The sequence below is a fragment of the Pseudomonas sp. BN415 genome, from assembly GCF_029871195.1.
GTDB classification, from domain to species: domain Bacteria; phylum Pseudomonadota; class Gammaproteobacteria; order Pseudomonadales; family Pseudomonadaceae; genus Metapseudomonas; species Metapseudomonas resinovorans.
The window spans coordinates 1-19,456 of the sequence record NZ_SSOK01000041.1 but is presented as its reverse complement, the minus strand read 5'-3'; the positions used below and the strand labels follow the sequence as shown (position 1 = coordinate 19,456).

General features: G+C 64.0%; 17 protein-coding genes and 3 pseudogenes. 11 read left to right on the top strand and 9 right to left on the bottom strand.

Annotation, left to right across the window (positions count from 1 at the left end; all coding sequences use genetic code 11):
• The 7 genes and pseudogenes from folD to E8F20_RS10875 all read left to right on the top strand — a co-directional run.
• Positions 1-814: bifunctional methylenetetrahydrofolate dehydrogenase/methenyltetrahydrofolate cyclohydrolase FolD (gene folD / locus E8F20_RS10905; protein WP_280283735.1), on the top strand; the 814-nt coding region annotated here is incomplete at its 5' end.
• The gene (locus tag E8F20_RS10900) at positions 811-2,181 is read left to right on the top strand and encodes an NAD(P)/FAD-dependent oxidoreductase (RefSeq protein WP_280283734.1); all 1,371 of its coding nucleotides are present in this window, start codon (positions 811-813) and stop codon (positions 2,179-2,181) included. The genes folD and E8F20_RS10900, both read left to right, overlap by 4 nt.
• Positions 2,182-2,311: 130 nt before the next feature.
• Positions 2,312-4,657 (top strand): aminomethyltransferase family protein, encoded by a 2,346-nt coding sequence (locus tag E8F20_RS10895; RefSeq protein ID WP_280283733.1) that lies wholly within the window; start codon positions 2,312-2,314, stop codon positions 4,655-4,657.
• A pseudogene (locus E8F20_RS28405) lies at positions 4,575-5,450 on the top strand (PAS domain-containing protein); the annotation flags it as partial. The gene E8F20_RS10895 and the pseudogene E8F20_RS28405, both read left to right, overlap by 83 nt.
• Positions 5,430-5,681 (top strand): annotated as a pseudogene (locus E8F20_RS10885) (methyl-accepting chemotaxis protein); the annotation flags it as partial. The pseudogenes E8F20_RS28405 and E8F20_RS10885, both read left to right, overlap by 21 nt.
• 299 nt (positions 5,682-5,980) lie before the next feature.
• On the top strand, positions 5,981-7,348 hold the full coding sequence (locus E8F20_RS10880; RefSeq protein ID WP_280283732.1) for an ammonium transporter: 1,368 nt from the start codon (positions 5,981-5,983) through the stop codon (positions 7,346-7,348).
• A 25-nt stretch (positions 7,349-7,373) separates the two neighbouring features.
• Positions 7,374-7,553, top strand: a complete 180-nt coding sequence (locus E8F20_RS10875; protein WP_280283731.1) for a hypothetical protein — start codon at positions 7,374-7,376, stop codon at positions 7,551-7,553.
• A gap of 234 nt (positions 7,554-7,787) precedes the next feature.
• Here E8F20_RS10875 and E8F20_RS10870 read toward each other — a convergent pair whose 3' ends face one another.
• From E8F20_RS10870 to glnT, 7 genes are all read right to left on the bottom strand, one after another.
• The gene (locus tag E8F20_RS10870; RefSeq protein WP_028630318.1) at positions 7,788-8,129 is read right to left on the bottom strand and encodes a multidrug efflux SMR transporter; all 342 of its coding nucleotides are present in this window, start codon (positions 8,127-8,129) and stop codon (positions 7,788-7,790) included.
• 77 nt (positions 8,130-8,206) lie between these two features.
• Positions 8,207-8,545 (bottom strand): P-II family nitrogen regulator, encoded by a 339-nt coding sequence (locus E8F20_RS10865; RefSeq protein WP_280283730.1) that lies wholly within the window; start codon positions 8,543-8,545, stop codon positions 8,207-8,209.
• Between the two features lie 11 nt (positions 8,546-8,556).
• Positions 8,557-9,876, bottom strand: a complete 1,320-nt coding sequence (locus E8F20_RS10860) for an ammonium transporter (protein WP_280283729.1) — start codon at positions 9,874-9,876, stop codon at positions 8,557-8,559.
• A gap of 499 nt (positions 9,877-10,375) precedes the next feature.
• Positions 10,376-11,698 (bottom strand): FMN-binding glutamate synthase family protein, encoded by a 1,323-nt coding sequence (locus E8F20_RS10855; RefSeq protein WP_028630315.1) that lies wholly within the window; start codon positions 11,696-11,698, stop codon positions 10,376-10,378.
• Positions 11,699-11,718: 20 nt separating this feature from the next.
• Complete coding sequence (locus E8F20_RS10850; protein ID WP_280283728.1) at positions 11,719-12,393, bottom strand: protein glxC; 675 nt, start codon at positions 12,391-12,393, stop codon at positions 11,719-11,721.
• Positions 12,394-12,404: 11 nt separating this feature from the next.
• Positions 12,405-13,304, bottom strand: coding sequence for a glutamine amidotransferase family protein (locus E8F20_RS10845; RefSeq protein WP_280283727.1), 900 nt, complete (start codon positions 13,302-13,304; stop codon positions 12,405-12,407).
• Positions 13,305-13,343: 39 nt separating this feature from the next.
• Positions 13,344-14,678: a type III glutamate--ammonia ligase gene (gene glnT / locus E8F20_RS10840; RefSeq protein WP_280283726.1), complete on the bottom strand. Its 1,335-nt coding sequence runs from the start codon at positions 14,676-14,678 to the stop codon at positions 13,344-13,346.
• 356 nt (positions 14,679-15,034) lie between these two features.
• Between glnT and E8F20_RS10835 the strand changes: the two genes are divergently transcribed.
• Entirely contained in the window at positions 15,035-15,628 is a 594-nt protein-coding gene (locus E8F20_RS10835) for a helix-turn-helix domain-containing protein (protein WP_028630311.1), read from the top strand.
• A 141-nt stretch (positions 15,629-15,769) separates the two neighbouring features.
• Here E8F20_RS10835 and E8F20_RS10830 read toward each other — a convergent pair whose 3' ends face one another.
• Both E8F20_RS10830 and E8F20_RS10825 read right to left on the bottom strand, forming a co-directional pair.
• Positions 15,770-16,204: an XRE family transcriptional regulator gene (locus E8F20_RS10830; protein WP_280283725.1), complete on the bottom strand. Its 435-nt coding sequence runs from the start codon at positions 16,202-16,204 to the stop codon at positions 15,770-15,772.
• On the bottom strand, positions 16,201-17,517 hold the full coding sequence (locus E8F20_RS10825) for a HipA domain-containing protein (protein WP_280283724.1): 1,317 nt from the start codon (positions 17,515-17,517) through the stop codon (positions 16,201-16,203). The genes E8F20_RS10830 and E8F20_RS10825 overlap by 4 nt, the downstream gene beginning before the upstream one ends.
• A 158-nt stretch (positions 17,518-17,675) precedes the next feature.
• Here E8F20_RS10825 and E8F20_RS10820 point away from each other — a divergent pair.
• From E8F20_RS10820 to E8F20_RS10810, 3 genes and pseudogenes are all read left to right on the top strand, one after another.
• Positions 17,676-17,834 (top strand): annotated as a pseudogene (locus E8F20_RS10820) (XRE family transcriptional regulator); the annotation flags it as partial.
• Between the two features lie 355 nt (positions 17,835-18,189).
• Positions 18,190-18,549, top strand: coding sequence for a hypothetical protein (locus tag E8F20_RS10815; RefSeq protein ID WP_280283723.1), 360 nt, complete (start codon positions 18,190-18,192; stop codon positions 18,547-18,549).
• Positions 18,550-18,581: 32 nt separating this feature from the next.
• The gene (locus E8F20_RS10810) at positions 18,582-19,325 is read left to right on the top strand and encodes a class I SAM-dependent methyltransferase (RefSeq protein ID WP_280283736.1); all 744 of its coding nucleotides are present in this window, start codon (positions 18,582-18,584) and stop codon (positions 19,323-19,325) included.
• Positions 19,326-19,456 lie beyond the last annotated feature (131 nt).

Genomic DNA, 19,456 nt, shown 5'->3' with positions numbered 1-19,456 from the left:
CGGCATTGCACCGGCCCTGGCCGTGGTGCTGGTCGGCCAGGACCCGGCCAGCCAGGTCTACGTGCGCAACAAGGTGCTGCGTGCCGAGGAATGCGGTATTCGTTCGCTGGAGCACAAGCTGCCGGCGGACACCGCCGAATCCGACCTGCTGGCGCTTATCCACAGCCTGAATGCCGACGACAGCGTGCACGGCATTCTCGTGCAACTTCCGCTGCCGGCGCACATCGACGAAACCCGCGTGCTGCAAGCCATCGACCCGTTGAAGGATGTCGACGGCTTTCACGCCGAAAACGTCGGCGGTCTCAGCCAGGGCCGCGACGTGCTCACCCCCTGCACCCCGGCCGGTTGCCTGCGCCTGTTGCAGGACACCTGCGGCGACCTCGCTGGCCAGCACGCGGTGGTCATCGGCCGCTCCAACATCGTCGGCAAGCCCATGGCCGCGCTGCTGCTCAAGGCCCATTGCTCGGTGACCGTCGTGCACTCGAAGAGCGCCAACCTGCGCGAGCTGTGCCGCCAGGCCGACATCGTCGTCGCCGCCGTCGGCCGTCCGCGCCTGGTGGATGCCGACTGGTTGAAGCCCGGCGCCGTGGTCATCGATGTGGGCATCAACCGCATCGAGGAAGACGGCCGTTCGAAGCTCGTCGGTGACGTGGACTTCAACAGCGCCCTCACCCGCGCCGCCGCCATCACCCCGGTGCCCGGCGGCGTCGGCCCCATGACCATCGCCTTCCTGATGAAGAACACCCTGGCCGCGGCGCGCCTCCAGCACCCGGCCACCGGCCTGCCCCAATCTACCGTGGAGAACCCAGCATGAAACAACGAGTCGCCATCATCGGCGCCGGCCCCTGTGGCCTCGCCCAGTTGCGTTCCTTCCAGTCGGCCCATGCCGAGGGCGCCGAGATTCCCGAGCTGGTCTGCTTCGAGAAGCAAGCGGACTGGGGCGGCATGTGGAACTACACCTGGCGTACCGGCCTGGACGAACACGGCGAGCCGGTGCACGGCAGCATGTACCGTTACCTCTGGTCCAACGGGCCGAAGGAATGCCTGGAGTTCGCCGACTACAGCTTCGACGAACACTTTGGCCGCCCCATGGGCTCCTACCCGCCCCGCGAAGTGCTCTGGGACTACATCAAGGGCCGCGTGGAGAAAGCCGGCGTGCGCCCGTACATCCGCTTCAACACCACAGTGCGCGGGGTGACCTGGGACGCCGCCAGCGGCACCTTCGAGGTCACCGCCCACAGCTACGAGCAGGACCTGACCTACAGCGAAACCTTCGACTACGTAGTGGTCGCAAGCGGCCACTTCTCCACCCCCAACGTGCCCTACTTCGAGGGCTTCGAAAGCTTCGCCGGCCGCGTGCTGCACGCCCATGACTTCCGCGACGCGCTGGAATTCAAGGGCAAGGATGTACTCATCGTCGGCGGCAGCTATTCGGCCGAAGACATCGGTTCGCAGTGCTTCAAGTACGGCGCCCGCTCCATCACCAGTTGCTACCGCAGCGCCCCCATGGGCTACCAGTGGCCGGAGAACTGGGAAGAGAAACCGCTGCTCACCCATGTGAAAGGCAGCACCGCGTTCTTCTCCGACGGCAGCAGCAAGCACATCGACGCCATCATCCTCTGCACCGGCTACAAGCATCACTTCCCCTTCCTGCCGGAAGAACTGCGCCTGAAGACCAGTAACCGCCTCTGGCCGCTGAACCTCTACAAGGGCGTGTTCTGGGAGCAGAACCCCAGGCTGATCTACCTCGGCATGCAGGACCAGTGGTACAGCTTCAACATGTTCGACGCCCAGGCCTGGTACGCCCGCGACGTCATCCTCGGTCGCATCGCCCTGCCCGAGCAGGCCACCATGAACGCCGAAGACCGGGCCTGGCGCCAGGAAGAAGAAACCCTGGAAACCGCCCAGGAAATGTTCGAGTTCCAGGGCGAGTACATCCGCCAGCTCATCGAAGCCACCGACTACCCGAGCTTCGACATCGCCGAGGTGAACCGGACCTTCCTGCAATGGAAGAAGGACAAGTACGAAAACATCATGGGCTACCGCGACAAGTGCCACCGCTCGCTGATCACCGGCACCCTGGCGACTGCGCACCACACGCCCTGGCTGGAAGCCCTGGACGACTCGCTGGCCGCCTACCTGGCCGACAAGCCGACCGATCGGTTGAAGACCGCGAGCTGACGACTGCCCAAGCCGAGACCGGACCCTAGGGTGGGCTTCAGCCCACCAGGAAAGGCCCACGTGGGCTGACACCACCCCACCCTTCCGGTTCGCCCCCAGCACCTGGTTTTCCTTGCGTGGAGCCCACAGCATGAACCTGCCCGTGATATCCCGGCCGCTGGAGCCGGCCCTGTTCGCCCGAGCCCCGAGCCTGGAACGCCACCGCGTCGCCCCCGCCGGGTTGACCGTCGTGGCCCTGGACGCGGGGGACCGGCTGGAGGTGATCGACCTCGAAGGCGACCAGGCCGCCGAGCTGCTGGCCTTCGCCGGCAACGGCCGCGCGGCGCTGGCCGCCCTCGGCCTGGCTTCCAGCCCTGGCGCCGACTTCATCGCCCACCTGCTGCACGACGGCAGCCAGGAGGCTGCCCATGTCAGTGCCGGATTGGTCAGGCGCGGTATCGATAGCCGCCACCTGCCGCCCGCCGCACGGCTCTGGCAACGCGGTACGCCAGCCGGCTTCAGCCGCCGTTTCAGCGCCAGCGAAGCGCTGCTGGTGATAGTCGCAGCGCCGGGCGGCCAGACGCCGGTGGACAGCCAGTTGCGCGCCAGCGAGCTGCGCCTCGTGATCCACCGCGCCAACCCGCGCCGCGTAATGGCCCCACCACTGCCAGCGCCACTGGGCGAGCTGGTGGATGAGTTCACCATCACCCCCGGCACCGCGCGGGACTACGTCGTCGGCGCCGGCCAGTACATCCAGGTGCTGGACGTCGCCGGGCGCCAGTGTTCGGACTTCGTCGCGTTCGACCGCCGGGGCCTGGACGCAGGGCGCGAGATCGACCTCGACCCCACCGTCACCCGCACCCTCAACGGCAACGCCTATCCCGGCCCCGGCCTGTTCAGCCGCTTTTTCGACCGCAACCTGCAGCCGATGCTGGAAGTGGTGCGCGACACCGTCGGCCGCCACGACACCTTCGCCCTGGCCTGCACCGCGCGCTACTACGAATCCCAGGGTTACTTCGGCCACGCCAACTGCAGCGACAACATCAGCCGCGCCGTCGCGAAACACGGCGTGCAAGGCCGCGCGGGATGGCCGGCGATCAACTTCTTCTTCAACACCGGGGTGGACGCCCACCAGCACCTCACCCTCGACGAGCCCTGGTCGCGCCCTGGCGACTACGTCCTGCTGCGCGCCATGACCGACCTGGTCTGCGCCAGCAGTTCCTGCCCGGACGACATCGACCCGGCCAACGGCTGGCAGCCCACCGACATCCACATCCGCGTGTATTCCGAACAGGAGCGTTTCAGTATCGCCATGGCCACTCGCAAGACACCCGACGCCGACCCGGTGCTGACCCGCGAGAGCGGCTTCCACCCCGGCACCTCCGCCCTCACCCGCCAGTTCGTCGACTATCGCGGCTTCTGGACGCCGATGCAGTTCGACGGCTACGGCGCCATCGAGGAATACCACGGCTGCCGCGAGAAGGTGGCGGTGATGGACCTGTCCGCCCTGCGCAAGTTCGAGGTGCTCGGCCCCGACGCCGAAGCCTTGCTGGACCTTTGCCTGACCCGCGACGTGCGCAAGCTCGCGGTGGGCCAGGTGGTGTACTCGGCCCTGTGTTTCGAACACGGCGGCATGCTCGACGACGGGACCCTGCTGCGTCTCGGGCCGGACGCCTTCCGCTGGATCGGCGGCGAGGACTACGCCGGCGTCTGGCTGCGCGAGCAGGCCGAGAAGCACGGCATGAAGGTGTGGATAAAGAGCGCCTCGGAGCAGATCCACAACATTGCCGTGCAAGGCCCGCTGGCCCGCACCCTGCTGAAAGACATGATCTGGACGCCGGGCACTCAACCCGCGCTTGCAGATCTCGGCTGGTTCCGCTTTCTCAATGGCCGCCTCGACGACTACAACGGCCCGCCGCTGATGGTCTCGCGCACCGGCTACACCGGTGAACTGGGCTATGAAATCTGGTGCCACCCCAGCGACGCCATGGCGGTGTGGAAGCGCCTCTGGCAGCTCGGCGAGCCGCTGGGGCTGGTGCCCCTGGGCCTGCGCGCGCTGGACATGCTGCGCATCGAGGCCGGTCTGATCTTCGCCGGCTACGAATTCAGCGACCAGACCGATCCCTTCGAGGCCGGCATCGGCTTCTGCGTGCCACTGAAAACCAAACAGGCCGACTTCATCGGCAAGGATGCACTGTTACGGCGCAGCGCCAACCCGCAGCACAAGCTGGTGGGGCTGGAACTGGAGGGCAACGAACCGGCCGCCCACGGCGACTGCGTGCGCGTGGGCCGCGCCCAGGTCGGCGTCGTCACCAGCGCCACCCGTTCACCGGTACTGGGCAAGAACATCGCCCTGTGCCGGCTGGACATCGGCTACTGCGCGCCGGGCACGGCCGTGGAAGTCGGCAAGCTGGATGGCCAGCAGAAGCGCATCCGCGCCACCGTCAGCCCCGGCACCGTGGCCTACGACCCGGAGAAGACCCGCGTGCGCAGCTGATGCGGTATCTGGTGAGGGATTTGCAGGAAGTCCCTCACCTTCCATTGCCAAGGAGAATCGGCCGATGTGGTTCAGCAATGCCGCCAGCAACCTGGCCAACGAACTCAGCCAGTGGCTCGACCAGCTGTCCAGCGACCCGAGCTCGGCGTCCGCGCCGCCCCAACTGCAACGCCAGCCCCGGCTGCTCGGCAGCCTGGAGCGGTTGCAACGCGACTGGCGTGAACTTCAGCGCTTTCGCCGCCAGGTCGAGGACCAACCCTCGCCGCCCTGCAGCGTCGAGGAATACGCCGAACTCACCCGGCGGCTGGCCGCTGTCGAGGCGCAGAATGCCCGCTTGCAGGGCGAGTTGCAGGAACGCCGGCAGCAGTTCGATGCCCTGGAGGCCGAGCGGGAAAAATGGGACGAAGAGCGCAAGGTCTGGGAACTGACCAAACGCACCCTCACCGAAGGCTGCTGGGCGATGAACGTGGTCAACGGCGACCCCGACCATCCGCAGAACCTGATCCGCTGGTCCGAGCAGTTCCGCGAACTCATCGGCTACAAGCGCGACGAATTCCCCGATGGCTGGGACAGCTACTTCGGCGTGGTCAACCAGGACGACCTCAAGGCCGTGATGAAGGCCTTCAACGCCTCGATGGTGGACAGCAGCGGCGACGGTTTCTACGCGGTGGAATACCGCATGCGCCACAAGACCCGGGGCGAAGTCTGGTTCCGCGAACGTGGCCGCTGCCTGCGCGACAGCCGTGGCCGGCTGCTGTACGTCACCGGCGCGGTGCGCGAGATCAGCGACGAGAAAGCTGCCGCCAACCTGCACGAACGTGAGCAGGCGAACATCCAGACCACTTATGGGCAGATCGCCCAGGTGGCCGGGGTGATCCGGGGCATCGCCGAACAAACCAACCTGCTGGCGCTCAATGCCGCCATCGAAGCGGCCCGGGCAGGCGAACAAGGACGCGGTTTCGCCGTAGTCGCGGACGAGGTGCGCAACCTGGCGCGGCGGACCCAGGAATCGGTGCAGCAGATCCAGGCGATGCTGCAGCAACATCGCTGAGAAAACGACCCAATTTCAGGCGTATTACCGGGAGGATGACTACAAACGGGGCATTCAAGACCAGCCCGCAGGATGGGTCGGGCGGCGTTCCGCGAGCCTGCGAAACCCATCGATCCCCGGTGATAGCGCCATGCCAGACACTGGCACAAGGATTGCCTTTCCCAATACGCACTTTTCTTGCGTGGCGATAAAAACAAGAAGCCCCCAGGCACGTGTCCCACTCGATCTGCCAACCAACGCTATCCCAACGAATTCGTATCGAGGATTGAGTGATGGAAGAACAGAAAACACCGACCCTGGAGGAGTTGCAGGGTCTGATCGAGATGACCAACACACTGAATATGGAAATATTCTACTGGTGGTGCATCGCCCTGATGATCCTGATCCACGCCGGCTTCCTGTCTTACGAGATAGGCGCTTCACGCCTGAAGAACGCGCTGGCCGCCGGGGTGAAGAACATCCTCGCCTTCGGCTTCATCGTGCCAACCTTCTTCCTCTTCGGCTGGGCCATCTACAACGCCTTTCCCGACGGCTTCGTGCCGCGCATGGACGCCCTGAAGGCGGCGATGCCCTGGAGCCAGTCCATGGGCCCGAACATCAAGGACAACGCCACCGGCATATTCTGGGGCGCCTTCGCCCTGTTCGCCGCCACCACCGGCTCCATCCTCTCCGGCGCCATCATCGAGCGCGCACGGATGAGCGCGTTCATCGTCATGACCATCCTGCTCGGCTCGGTGCTCTGGCTGTTCGGCGCCGCCTGGGGCTGGCACCCGCAAGGCTGGTTGACCGTGCAGTGGGGCTACCATGACGTCGGCGCCGCTGGCGTGGTCCATGTGATCGCCGGGTTCTTCGCCCTCGCGGTGGTGATCAACCTCGGTGCCCGCATCGGCCGCTTCAACCCGGACGGCAGCACCAACGCCATCGTCGGCCACAGCATGCCGATGAGCGTGGTGGGCCTGATGCTGATCATCGTCGGCTTCTTCGGCTTCCTCGGCGGCTGCATCATCTACAGCTCCGGCGCCCAATGGATCAACATCTACGGCGCCCCCACCACCCTCTCCGCCTTCGCCTTCAACACCCTGATGGGCTTTGCCGGCGGCCTGATCGGCGCCTACCTGACCACCCGCGAGCCTTACTGGATGATGTCCGGCGGCCTGGTGGGGATCATCTCGGTGGCTCCGGGACTGGACCTCTACCACCCCGGCCTGGCCTACCTGATCGGCATGGGCGTCGCCGCCGTTGCACCGCTGGTGAACAACCTGCTGCTGAAGTTCCGCCTCGACGACGCCGTGGGCGCCTTCGCCGTGCATGGCTTCGGTGGCTTCGCGGGGCTGGTGATCAGCGGCGTATTCCTCGCCGGCTACCCCAACGTGAACGACATGGCGCCCATCAGCTTCCTGGGCCAACTGGGCGGCGCCCTGGTCCTGGCGTCCCTGGGCTTCTTCCCGGGCTTTGCCATCTCCTGGGCCCTGAAGAAAGCCGGCGTGCTGCGGGTTCCGGCTCATGCTGAAGAGCGCGGCCTCGACCTCACCGAAGTCCCGGCCCAGGCCTACCCGGAATGGACCGCTATCTACGGCGAGACGGTAAAGCCGAACGGCAGCGTGGAAGCCACCCTGGTGGTGGAAACCAAGACCGCCTGACGACAACGACCCGAGGACAGTATCCATGAGCATCAGCACCTACGAAGGCGCCAGCGCCGTCTTTACCTACGCCAACAATCCCACTGTGCTTGGCGTCATCACCGTGGTGGTGATCGCCGCCACGCTCTACGCATTGGCCGCGACCTTCATCCACGAAAAGCACAGCTACGACTTGCCGGATGAACAGTTGCCGAAATTGAAGTAACCCTCGCCCCGACCTCTGCCCCCGCAGGAAGGTGCGGGCGGCATTCCGCTAGAGCGCAGCGAAACCCTTCGAACAGCTGCCACACCGCTGTTGGGTTTCGCTCCTCTACCCAACCTACCCCGCCACCCCGCCGCCCCACCCGGAAGATGGCGAGGTCGGTAGCCCGGATGAAATCCGGGGACATCCTCACCACCGCTCCCGGATTTCATCCGGGCTACGATCCTTCAGCACGCACTAGGCGACTTGCCCTTCGCCCACCAGCTTCAATCCCACGATGCCGCCGATGATCATCACCAGGCACAGCCCACGCATCATCCCCAACTGCTCGCCCATGAACATCGTCGCGTAGGCCACGGTGCCCAAGGTGCCGATGCCCACCCAGACCGCGTAGGCCAGCCCCAGCGGCAGGTCGCGCACCGCCAGGCTCAGCAGGTAGATGCTCAGCAGCAGGAAAAAGCCGCAATAGAGGCTCGGCCAGAGCCGGGTAAAGCCATCCGTACGCGGGATGATCGACGCATACAGCACCTCGCAGAGCCCCGCCAGGATCAGGAAACCCCATCCGTTCAACCATGCCATTCTTCACCTCTCCCTCTTGCCGTACCCCCAATGAAAGCGCCGACGCAATGCGTCGGCGCTTTGGGGTTGCCTTTGCCTCAGAGCGCGTCTTCGCCCATCTCTCCGGTGCGTATCCGCACCACGCTCTCCAGGTTCTGGACGAACAACTTGCCGTCGCCGATCTTGCCCGTGTAGGCCGCCTTGAGAATGGCGTCCATGGCGGCCTGGCACAGCGCGTCGCTGACGACCAGTTCCAGCTTGATCTTGGGCAGCAGTTCCACCACGTACTCGGCGCCCCGGTAGATTTCCGAGTGGCCTTTCTGCCGGCCGTAGCCCTTGACCTCGGTGACGGTGACGCCGTTGACGCCGGCCTCGGTCAGCGCTTCGCGCACCTCGTCCAGGCGGAAGGGTTTGATGATTGCCGTAATGAGTTTCATGGCTGCGATCCTCAGCTCGAGTACTTGTAGCCGACTTCGCCGTGGGCGGAGAGGTCCAGCCCGTCCACCTCTGCCTCCTCACCTACGCGCAGCCCACCGCACAGCGCAGCGGCCACCTTGAAGGCGATCAGGCTGGTCACGGCCGAGAAGAGGATGCTGAACAGAATGGCACCGCCGTTGACCAGCAACTGGTCCACCAGATCGCGGCCTTCCGGGAAGCCCTGGCCACCGATGGCGGAGAGGGCAAATACCGGGGTCAGCAGGCCGCCGAGGATACCGGCCACGCCATGCACGCCGAACACGTCGAAGGCATCGTCCAGGCCGATCATTGGCTTGAGCTTGTCCACCGACCAGACGCACACCGGACCGGCGATCAGGCCGAGCAGGATGGCGCCCATGGGGCCGACATATCCACAGGCCGGGGTGATGGCGACCAGGCCAGCAATGGCGCCGGATACCGCGCCGAACAGGCTCGGACGACCACGGTGTTGCCATTCCACCAGCATCCAGCCCAGCGCACCGGCGCAGCTGGCGAGCATGGTGTTGACCATCACCAGCATGGCGAAGCCGTTGGCGGCCAGCGCGCAGCCGCCGCAGAAGCCCAGCCAGCCCACCCACAGCAGCGAGCCGCCGGTGAGGGTCATGGTCATGTTGTGCGGGGCCAGCGTCGGGGTGCCGAAACCGCGCCGGCGGCCGAGCAGCCAGGCACCCACCAGGGCGGCGATGCCGACGTTCAGGTGCACCACGTTGCCGCCGGCGAAGTCCTGCACGCCCAGATTGAACACCCAGCCACCGCCCCAGGCCATGTGCGCCATGGGGATGTAGTTGATGGTCAGCCACACCGTCATGAACACCAGGACCGCGGCGAACTTCATGCGCTCGGCGAAGGCACCGACGATGATCGCCGGGGTGATGGCGGCGAACAGCAGCATGAACAGGAAGTACAGGTACTCGGGAATGGTGCCGACCACCGAATCCTTGGTGATGCCGCTCATGAACAGCTTGTCCAGGCCGCCGATCACCGCCTGCAGCGAGCCGCCGTCGGTGAAGGTCAGGCTGTAGCCGTAGATGGCGAACAGCACCGACATCAGCGAGGCGGTGCAGAACACCTGCATGAGGATCGACAGCACGTTCTTGGTCCGCGCCATGCCGCCGTAGAACAGCGCCAGGCCGGGCAGCGTCATCAGCAATACCACCAGTGAGCAGAGCGCCACGAACGCCGTGTCGCCGCTGTTGATGGCGGGCGGCGCCTCGTCCGCCCAGGCGGCGACACTGCCCAACAGAAGGGAAAGGCCGAACATACCGCGGCCCACATGTGAAAACCGGATCATTGCCTGCTGCCTCCAACCGACGGGGAAATTGGCCGGACCTCTGTCGGAAGAGCGGCCCGGCTTCGCGCCCCGAGGAAGGAGGCCGGATCTGCGCCTTTATCTTCCTGTGGGGCAACTTTGTTTCCCTACAGGCATAGCAATTGGCCTGCCAAGGTCGAAGCAAGCGCTTACATTTCTACTAAGTCGTTGAACGGTAAACGCTTTATCTCGCGGTATAGAGAGGCAGTGGATATTGATGGCAAGTCATAGCGCATTTTCTTGGTGCGAATTTGATTTTCCTGCCAATCAATAAAGCAATGCGTTCACCAGGATGGTGCCCCGCCACCCCACGCCGTTCGTAGGATGGGTAGAGCGAAGCGAAACCCATGCGGTTGGCACTCGGGATTGATGGGTTTCGCAGGCTCGCGGAACGCCGCTCAACCCATCCTACGGACTTGGCCCAACCGAAAATAAAAAAGGCCGGCGATCGCTCGCCGGCCTTCGTTTACCGCCTCCGGAGTCAGTAGCCCTGACCCGGAATCCAGCTGGTGCCGGCAAGCGGCACGCGGGCCATGGCGGCGGCTTCCACGGTCAACGCCACCAGGTCCTCAGGGTCGAGGTTGTGCAGGTGGGATTTGCCGCAGGCCCGCGCCATGGTCTGGGCTTCCAGCACCAGCACGCGCAGGTAGTTGGCCAGGCGGCGGCCAGCTTCTACCGGGTCCAGGCGCTTGGACAGCTCCGGGTCCTGGGTGGTGATGCCCGCCGGGTCGCGGCCATTCTGCCAGTCGTCGTAGTAGCCGGCGGCGGAGCCGATTTTCTTCAACTCTTCGTCCAGGCGCGGATGGTTGTCGCCCAGGGCCACCAGGGCGGCGGTGCCGATGGCCACGGCGTCGGCCCCCAGCGCCATGGCCTTGGCCACGTCGGCGCCGTTGCGGATGCCGCCGGAGACGATCAGCTGCACCTTGCGGTGCATGCCCATCTCCTGCAGCGCCTGCACGGCTTGCGGGATGGCCGGGAGGATCGGGATGCCCACGTGCTCGATGAACACTTCCTGGGTGGCCGCGGTGCCGCCCTGCATGCCATCGAGGACGATTACGTCAGCGCCGGCCTTCACCGCCAGCTTGACGTCGTAGTACGGGCGGCTGGCGCCGATCTTCACGTAGATGGGCTTTTCCCAGTCGGTGATCTCGCGCAGTTCGGCGATCTTGATCGCCAGGTCGTCCGGGCCGGTCCAGTCGGGGTGACGGCAGGCGCTGCGCTGGTCGACGCCGATGGGCAAGGTACGCATGCCGGCGACGCGCTCGGTCACCTTCATGCCCAGCAGCATGCCGCCACCACCCGGCTTGGCGCCCTGGCCGAGGACGATCTCGATGGCATCGGCCTTGCGCAGGTCGTCGGGGTTCATGCCGTATCGCGACGGCAGGTACTGGTACACCAGATGCTGCGACTGGCCGCGCTCTTCCGGGGTCATGCCGCCGTCGCCGGTGGTGGTGCTGGTGCCGGCGATGCTGGCGCCACGGCCGAGGGCTTCCTTGGCGTTGGCGGACAGCGCGCCGAAGCTCATGCCGGCGATGGTCACCGGGATTTTCAGGTGGATCGGTTTCTTGGCGAAGCGGGTGCCGAGCACGACATCGGTGCCGCACTTCTCGCGGTAGCCTTCCAGCGGGTAGCGCGACACGGAGGCGCCGAGCAGCAGCAGGTCGTCGAAGTGCGGCAGCTTGCGCTTGGTGCCGCCGCCACGGATGTCATAGATGCCGGTTTCGGCGGCACGCTGGATTTCCTGGATGGTCAGGCGGTCGAAGGTGGCGGATTCGCGCAGCACCGGAGTGTGTTTTTCGCTCATGGAATTGTCCTCGCTACGGATCAGTACGCGGATGCGTTATCGACTTTGAAGTTGTACAGCTGGCGAGCCGAGCCGTAGCGCTTGAAGCTGGCCGGGTCTTCGTTGAAGCCCGCGCGGTTGAGCAGTTCCTGCAGTTCTTCCAGGTGCTCGGCGCGCATCTCTTTCTCGATGCAGTCCGAACCCAGCGACTTGACCGTGCCCTTCACGTAGATGCGGGTTTCGTAGAGCGAATCGCCCAGCGCATCGCCAGCATCGCCGCAGACCACCAGGCGCCCGGCCTGGGCCATGAAGCAGCTCATATGGCCGATGCTGCCGCCGACCACGATGTCGACGCCCTTCATGGAAATGCCGCAGCGCGCGCCGGCATCGCCCTCGATCACCAGCAGCCCGCCATGGGCGGTGGCGCCGGCGGCCTGGGAGGCACTGCCCTTCACCCGCACCGAGCCGGACATCATGTTCTCCGCTACGCCAACGCCGACGTTGCCGTGCACGGTGACGCTGGCCTTCTGGTTCATCCCCGCGCAGTAGTAACCGGCGTGACCTTGGATATCGATGCTCACGGCCTGGTTCACGCCCACGGCCAGGTTGTGCTTGCCGTCCGGGTGGGTGACGACCCACTCGCGGTCCTGCATTTCGCCATGCAGGGACTGGTTCAGTTCACGCACCGAGGCAGTGGAAAGATCAACGGTTTTCATAGTTCAGCTCCTCAGGCGCGTTCCCAGATGTACATGGTGGCCGGCTCCGGCTCCCACACTTTGGCTTTGTCGATGCCGGGCAGACTGGCCAGCGCCTGGTACTCGGAGGCCATGGCCACGTAGTCGTCGGTCTCGGCGAGGATGGCCGGCTTGCAGGCAATCGGGTCGCGGATCACCGCGAAGCCATTGCGGGTGCCGATGGCAAAGGTGAAGAAGCCGTCGAGGTCTTCCAGGGAGTGGTCCAGCGCTTCCTTCAGGCTGTCGCCCTGTTGCAGGCGCCAGGTCAGGTAGCCGGCGGCGACTTCGGTGTCGTTCTCGGTTTCGAAGGTGATGCCCTGGCGCTTGAGCTCCTGGCGCAGGCGGAAGTGGTTGGAGAGCGAGCCGTTGTGCACCAGGCAGAGGTCGGCGCCGGTGGAGAATGGGTGGCTGCCTTCCATGGTCACGGCGCTTTCGGTGGCCATGCGGGTGTGGCCGATGATGTGGCTGCCTTTCATGTTCGCGAGGCCGAAGCGCTCGGAGATTTCCTTCGGCAGGCCCATGCCCTTGAGGATCTCGATGCTTTGGCCGGCACTCATGATGCGTACGTCGGGGGCGAGGTCAGCGAGGGCGGCGCGTACGCGCTCTTCATCGCAGTTGACCTTGAGCACGGCGGCGCTGGCGTTCTGGAACCAGTCCAGCGAGCAACCCAGGCGGCCTTCCAGCGCGCCCATCAGGTGCTTCCAGCCGTAGTCGGCCTCGATGGCCTGCAGGGTCAGCTTGACCCAGCCGTCGGCCACTTCATCGCCGTAGATGGCGAAGCCGGCGCTGTCCGGACCACGGTCGGTCATGGCTTCGAGCATGGGTTCGAACAGTTTGCCGAGCTGGCCTTCCAGCTCGGGCTTCTTCAGGTAAAGACCTACGATTCCGCACATGGCGTGTCTCCTCGGGGCAGGTAAATGGGCGACGGGCTGTCAGAAAAATTCGGTGTAGCGCTGGATCTCCCAGTCGGAGACGTGGCGGCTGTACTCCACCCACTCCATGCGCTTCTGCTTGATGAATTCGTCGACGATTTCGGGGCCGAGCACCTCGCGGAACAGCGGGTCGGCTTCCAGGGCGTCGGTGGCTTCCTTGAGCGACTGCGGCAGGGTCTTGATGCCGCGCGCGGCGATCTCTTCGAGGCTCAGGTTGTAGAGGTTCTCGTTGCAGATGGTGTCCGGCTCCAGCTGACGGTCGATGCCGTCCAGGCCGGCGGCGATGATCGCGGCGGTGACCAGGTAGGGGTTGCAGCCGGCGTCAGGCAGGCGGAATTCCAGGCGGCCGTAGGGCACGCGGACCATGGCCGAGCGGTTGTTGGCGCCGAAGGCAATGAAAGCCGGCGCCCAGGTCGCACCGGACAGCGAGCGCCCCACCACCAGGCGCTTGTAGGAGTTGACCGTGGGCGCGGCGAAGGCGCACAGGGCCGGGCCGTGGGCCAGCAGGCCGGCGGCGAAGTGATAGGCCAGTTTCGACAGGCCCATGCCACTGGGGTCGTTCGGGTCGTGGAAGAGGTTCTTGTTGCTGGCGCTGGCGATGGACAGGTGGAAGTGCATGCCGTTGCCGGCGCGCTTCGGGTCGGGCTTGGGCATGAAGGAGCAGATCATGCCCATGTCGTTGGCGATCTCGCCGGCGGCCATGCGGAAGAAGGTGAAGCGGTCCGCCGATTCCATGGCGTCGCTGTAGGTGTAGTTGATCTCGAACTGGCCGTTCGCGTCCTCGTGGTCGATCTGGTAGATGTCGAAGCCCACCGGTTGCAGGGCTTCGGTCAGGCGCTCGAGGAACTCGCGGGAGCGCGACAGGCCTTTGTAGTCGTAGCAGGGCTTGTCCAGATTGTCGGTGGCGTCCACCAGTTGCAGCTTGCCGTCAGCGCCACGGCGGAACAGGCTGAATTCCGGCTCCAGGCCGGTGTTCAGGGTCCAGCCCTTGTCGGTCAGACGCTGGACCTGTTGTTGCAGCACGTAGCGGGTGTCGTACGCCCAGGGTTTGCCTTCTACATGACCGATGCACACCACCCGGCCGTAGCCCGGCTGCCAGGGCACCGGGATCAGGGTGGAGAGATCGCCCCGGGCCATGAAGTCCGGCCCATGCGGTTCCATGCCCATGCCGCAGATGGCGAAGCCGGCGAACCCGGCGCCGTCCTCGGCCACCGCCTTGAGGCCGGAAATCGGCACGGACTTGGTCTTCGCGGCGCCGTGGATATCGACGAACTGGGCCAGCACGTACTTGATGCCGTGCTGGTCGATGATGCGCTGCGTTTCAGTTGGCAACATGGGTCTTCACTCCTGGAAAAGGGCAAGGCGGTCGTTGGATGGCAGGCGATCGAAGACAGGGCGGCGCACGACTGCCACCGGGGTCCGGATCGTCTGAATGAGCAGGTAGCGGTCGGGCTTTTTCATTGAATTCCACACAGGAAACTTAGTTTCCCATCAGGAATGCAAGCGGCTTGCCAATCTGAAAGGCGCGCAGAGGAAGAACTCGGTTTGGGGCCGAGCTACTGTTTATATGGGAAAATCCTTTTCACTGTGGGAAAGTCCCGTGTCGCCATCCGGAGCGGGACGCCCGGACTCGCACTTTCTCAGTGCGAAATTTACTTTCTTGAACTGAAATCGTGCAGGACTCACCGCCCATGACCACCGAGACCCCTCCCCGCCTCCGTCTGGAGCAGTACCTGGGCATGCAGATCAAGCGCCAGCGCCAGGCGCAGGAACTGAAACTGGCGGACGTGGCCCGTATCGCCGGAATCAGCCAGGGCATGTTGAGCAAGATCGAGAACGCCCAGGTCTCCACCAGCCTGGATACCTTGAGCCGCCTCTGCGACGTGCTGGGCATGCCCATGTCCAAGCTGTTCAGCCAGTACGACCAGCCCGACGGCAACGCCATCCTGGTGAAGTCCGGCGAAGGCATGGAAGTGGTGCGCCGCGGCACCGAGAAAGGCCACACCTACCACCTGCTCAACCACACCCGTGGGCCGAAGAAAAACTTCGAGGCCTACATGGTGAGCATGGATGACGCCAGCGAAGAGTTCCCCACCTTCGCCCACCCCGGCACCGAGTTCCTCCACCTGCTGGAAGGCGAACTGGTGTACCGCCACGGCAACCAGCTGTACCACATGCAAGCCGGCGACAGCCTGACCTTCGACGGCGACGTGCCCCACGGGCCGGAGAAGCTGCTGCAGGTGCCGATTCGACTGCTTTCGGTGATGAACTACGGCAGTGAGTGAACGCCGGCCCTCGCGAGGTAGGCTTGGCGTGGGCTTGGAGTTTGGGCGTTGCTGCGCGAGGTGCTTCATCAGTCCGATGAAGTTTGAGCGGCGATATGCGAACAGTAGCGCTTAACGATCAGCTTCGGGACAGACCATCACTCATTCGCTCGGGCCTTTGTCGCCCTCCTCGACCTTGCCCTTTGCCGCAGCCCGAAGAGTTGCAGTTCCGCTGAGCGGACCGCTTTGCTTGCGTTGAGGCTTGGCGCCGCGAGCCGGTGTTCTGGAAACAGGTTGCGGCTGCCCAAGCGGCGGCGCGAAAGTGGTCCTGGTCGCCATGCACAGCCCCAGGCGCAGCCCGAACTTCCGCAGAATGCCGTCGATGGTGTTAATGGTCGGATTACCCTTGTCCTTCTCCATCTGGTACAGGGCCTTGGTCGACAGGGCACACATGGTAGCGAAGGTGTCCTGGTCGAGACCGGTCACCTCAAGCCGCAGTCGGCGAATAGCCGTTCCCAGGGTTTCCTCCCCCATCGCGTGCCGCATCATGATGTCGTCAATGAGCCGCTTGCGCTCTTCGTTGGTGATCGTTTTCATCGAAGACCCCATTCAGCCAGGCGCTTATCCAGATTGTTCAGCGGGATGGACGGCGCGCTTCTGATTTCCGCAGGAAGTTCGACCAGCAAATCCGGCAGAGCCCGAAACAGCTCAGCGGTTCCGCGCAGCCGCTCGAAGAGAATGTCCGGGCTGATCCAGTCCCCGAAGTACCCGCAGATCGCTCTCCAGTCCGGGTTCCCCAAATGCTCGGGCGCCCACTTGGTCACTCGAGTGACCCCTTCCGGGTCGAGCACCATCGGAGCGAGGTCGTAGATCGGCGCCAGCTCGAATCTGCCCCGATACCTGAAAATGGCTGTGTTGCGCCCATGGTTGTCCGAGTTCCCAAGGACACGGTTGAGCAAGTCGCGCCGCAGGTACTCGCAAACCAGCTCCTCGATCTCGCTGCCCTGGCCATTCTCGCGCCACAGGTAGATCAAGCGGCTGAGCACGTCCTCATGATTCATCCTCGAACCAGGCACCGTGTTCTCACACACCGAATAGATCGACTCGACCGGAATCCTTTCCACCGCGCCATTGTCGGCTCGCCGATCGAAGCGTGGCATCCACAGGCTCGGCTTGTCGGCCTCTTCAAGCACAAGCCCATCCGTGGATATCGTATTCAAACCGAGCTGCGAGATCGCTTTGTAGTAGTGGTACTCGGCTCGCAAGATGTTCTTGTCGCGCTCTGTAACCTGGTTGCGAGCAAACTTCACCAGCCAATGGCGGCGCGCAAGCGCGTCAGGGAGCATGGCATCGGCATAAAGAGCCCCATCCACTCCCTCGACCATAATCACCTTCGGCGCCTCTCCTTGCGCCCCCGTGGCACCGCCCAGAGCAGCGCCCGATTCGTAGGCGTACTCGAGGAAGTCATTCGTTCTGTCTACAACCTCCTGGCGCGGGAAGGCTTCCACGCGCGACGGGTCGATGCATTCGAAGGACTCCTTCACGCGCAGGTGCCCGATAGGCGACGGAGTGCAGCGCCCCAGGAGGAAGAAATCCATGTCCATTCCATCGGGTTTTTCGCCAGCGAATCGGCGCATCAGCGACTTGCGGGCAGCACCAGCCGGAATGATGTCGTAGACAAATGCGGGATACCCTTTGCTATCGACGTGGTTCCAGTTCAGCGGAAGGTTCACGCTGATGGCCGGCTCGAATAGCGTCTCCATCTGCTCGATGAAGTCGAGCAAGTAGGGCTGCTCGTAGGACACACTGCACGGCGACTCCTGGGCCTTCACAAGGTCGGAGACAGAAAGCACCATGGCATCGCGCCAATGGCCTTCAACGTAGGTCTGGATCGTGAGATGTCCTGGCATGGCGTACGCAAGCTAATCGGAACTATGATACCGAATAATGTAGTTCATCTCTCAGTTTCCAGCAATATAGTTCCGATTAACACAGAACAAGCACGATAAATCGGCATTAAAATACCGAACAAGCCAGCCTGCCTCCTGATGAGGCTGGCGGACGTGGCACCGAAAAGGGCCGCACCCTCGCCCACCCCGGCACCCCGTTCTACCACCTGCAAGCCGGCGACAGCCTGACCTTCGAAGGCGACGTGCCCCACGGTCTGGAAAAGCTGCTGCAGGTGCCGATCCGTTTGCTGTCGGTGATGAACTACGGCAGTGAGTGATCGCCGGCCCTCGCGAGGTGGGCTCGGCGTGGAATGGGCTTGGGGGACGGGCAGACAAGAGCCCGGTCCCGGTATTGGCGACGGGTAGAGACCGGCCACAAGCGGACCTGGATCGGCCCGACAAATTCCCACCTGATTCTTCCTCACGCGCTTTCTCTCGGCTTACGACCGAAGCGACGCTCCACGTGATTAGCCTGCGCCAATCGGTGCTGTAGCGCCGTGCCCAACAAATTGCATGCGAGGCTTAACCTTAAAGTTAAGTTAAACGTCAGGGTTTCCGCGCCCGGCCGACTTGGCGGCTGCACACATGGGTTCCTGAGGCAAGAACATCATCACGATGCGGAGACGAACAGACATGAATTTCAGAAACCTAGCGGCAGTGGCAGGGATTCTCCTGAACACCATCAGGGAAACCGATAAATCGGTGGTCTTCGAGATACTCGACAGCCAGATGAGGAAAATCGATGTCACCCTCGAGACGGAGAAGCTCAGCGAGCTTTCCAACGAGGTTGACCTGGTCACCAACAGCTTCACCAACATCGGTCACAGTGGCGAGCTCAATTACGGCTATGCGATTTCTCGCCAACTGAGCCACGCCTCCAGCAGCGACGAGAGCTCGGTGAAGCTGGTACTGAGCGACGGCAGCAGCTCACGTCGGCGGGTGCAGGAAGTCTGTTTTCAGCGGGAAGCGCTCGGGGCTGAGGTACCATGCTGAGCCGAAACCTCCGTCGAACCCTCTGGCTGCTTATGTCCTCCAACGCGCTGTACACCGACCTGTCCACCTATTACGACCTGATGTGCGCCGACATCGACTACCGGGCGCAGAGCCACAGCGTGCGCCGGCTGCACCAGATATTCGGCAATCAGGGGCGCAGGCACCTGGATCTCGCCTGTGGCACCGGGCCGCACGTGCGCCATTTCCTCGACTTCGGCTACCGCAGCGCCGGCCTGGACATCAATCAGCCAATGCTGAATATCGCCCAGCTGCGCTGCCCCGAGGCACAGTTCAGTCGGCAGGACATGGCGAGCTTCCGAGTAGACGAGCCGCTGGATCTGATCACCTGCTTCCTTTACTCGATCCATTACAACGCCGGGCTGGAGCAGCTGCGGGCGTGCCTGGCCTGCGTGCACGGCGCGCTTGAGGAGAACGGTGTGTTCTGCTTCAACACGGTGGACAAGCGACAGATCGACAACCGCTCATTTGTGCGCCACACCGTGGAGCACGAAGGCAGCCACTTCACCTTCGGTTCCGGCTGGTACTACAGCGGCGAGGGCGAGCAGCAGGCGCTGCGCCTCAGCATCGAGAAGACCACGGCGGGTGTGACCCAGACCTGGCAGGACGAACACGCCATGGTCGCCTTGAGTTTCACCGAGCTTGAGCAACTATTGCAGCCGCACTTCGAGGTGCACGTCTTCGAGCATGACTACGAACGGATTACCCCCTGGGGCGGCACGTCCGGGAATGCATTGTTTGTCTGCGTGAAGCGCTAAGAACCGGCCAACGATCTCTTGGTCGTTGGCGCAGGAACAGCTGCAAGCTGGCCAATTTGGCTGTCAGTGAATCGTAGGGAAACGCTCTTTCACCAATGCCTGAGCCTGATGGGCCATCTGGTCGAGCAGGC